Genomic DNA, 1,485 nt, shown 5'->3' with positions numbered 1-1,485 from the left:
CTCATACATCATCTAAGGAGTAGCCTATATACGAAACTTTATACCCTTTAAATTGCTGAAGCAATTGCGCTGATTTTTCTTCTAACTTTCCAATGTCAATATTATTTTTATTCCTTTTTACTTCCGCAAACAATACGGTTTTTGCTAAATCATTTACAGCAACAATATCAATTTCATTTTGATTATTTCGTTCCCAGTAGGTTCCAATCAGATTGTATTTTTTTTCAGCTTTTCGTTCTTCTATGAAGTATTTTTCTAAAATCTTCCCACTGTAGGTAGTATAATCCCGATCTATAATTTGTTTCAAGTAGTCTAAGTTTCCAGCTTCTACTGCACTGCGATATTTGTATATAAAACGGAACCAAAAACTTAAAAAATTATCTGATATCGAATACTTAACACTACGACTGTTTGGTTTTGCTAATATTGGGCGTACTTTTTGAACTACACCATATTCATTCTCCAAGCGATCCAAAAACCCTCCTGTTTGCATTTCCATGATAGATTCTATGGCCACTCTAGACGTTTTTCCGGAAGCAATTAAGGAAACTATCGAAAAATAATTACCATAATCTTTACCAAACTCTTCTATCAACACATTTTTACCTTCTTCTAAAAAAAGAGAATTTTCACCTATAACTTCCGCAATTATGCTTTGTTTTGTAAATGCTTGTTTTGTGACTAAAAGCTCGACATACTTGGCAACTCCTCCTGTAATTAAATAAAAGGCTAGCAAATCCTCCCCCGAATAATGTGGATGATAATCCTTTAAAATCTCTTTTAACGTGGCCACATCAAAAGCTTTGAGATGAATGCGTTGTGATGCCCTTCCAAAAAGGGGTTCTTTAGCATTTTCAAAAATACGAGTCATCATCGAATAAACAGAACCGCACAGCAATAGATTTATTTTACTATCCTTCTTATTACTGTCCCATAAGTGCTGCATGTCTGAAAATACCGAAGCATTTACCGTATTGAACTCCTGAAATTCATCAATAATTAACGTGAAATGACGGCTCTTGGCTACTTCCATTAAAAACCCAAACAGCGCTTTAAACGTTTTTAGTTCTCCAAATATCGGTATTTGCAATTTTTGTTTCACTTCCTCCACAAACTCGATACAAAGCAAAGCTTCATTTTTTTTGGCTACAAAAAAATAAAGACAGTTGTTTTTTTGGTAAGCTTCCAGTAAAAGACTGGTTTTACCAATTCTTCTGCGACCTACCACAAAAGTCATTTGAGCCGATTGATGAGCCGCTTCTTCTATTTTGCTCAATAAATTCAATTCGCTAGTTCTGTTATAAAATTTCATTATTTATCGTAATTTAAATTACCGTAACCGTAATTACGATACCAAATATAATGCATTGTTTTGAAACACACAATACAACAAAAAGGAAATCCCAATTCCGAAGTTTCGAGATTAAATCCAAAATTCCAATAATCAAAAACCGATAACTCATAACCTTAAATTCCCACCTCCAT

The 1,485-nt window shown here is 33.5% G+C and carries 1 protein-coding gene; it reads right to left on the bottom strand.

The features are described from left to right. Position 1: 1 nt before the first annotated feature. Complete coding sequence (locus tag BMW63_RS17750) at positions 2-1,312, bottom strand: ATP-binding protein (RefSeq protein ID WP_074724791.1); 1,311 nt, start codon at positions 1,310-1,312, stop codon at positions 2-4. Positions 1,313-1,485 lie beyond the last annotated feature (173 nt).

This window comes from Flavobacterium frigoris (assembly GCF_900111075.1).
GTDB lineage: Bacteria > Bacteroidota > Bacteroidia > Flavobacteriales > Flavobacteriaceae > Flavobacterium > Flavobacterium frigoris.
The sequence above is the reverse complement of the archived record's forward strand: the minus strand, read 5'-3'. Positions and strand labels throughout refer to the sequence as shown.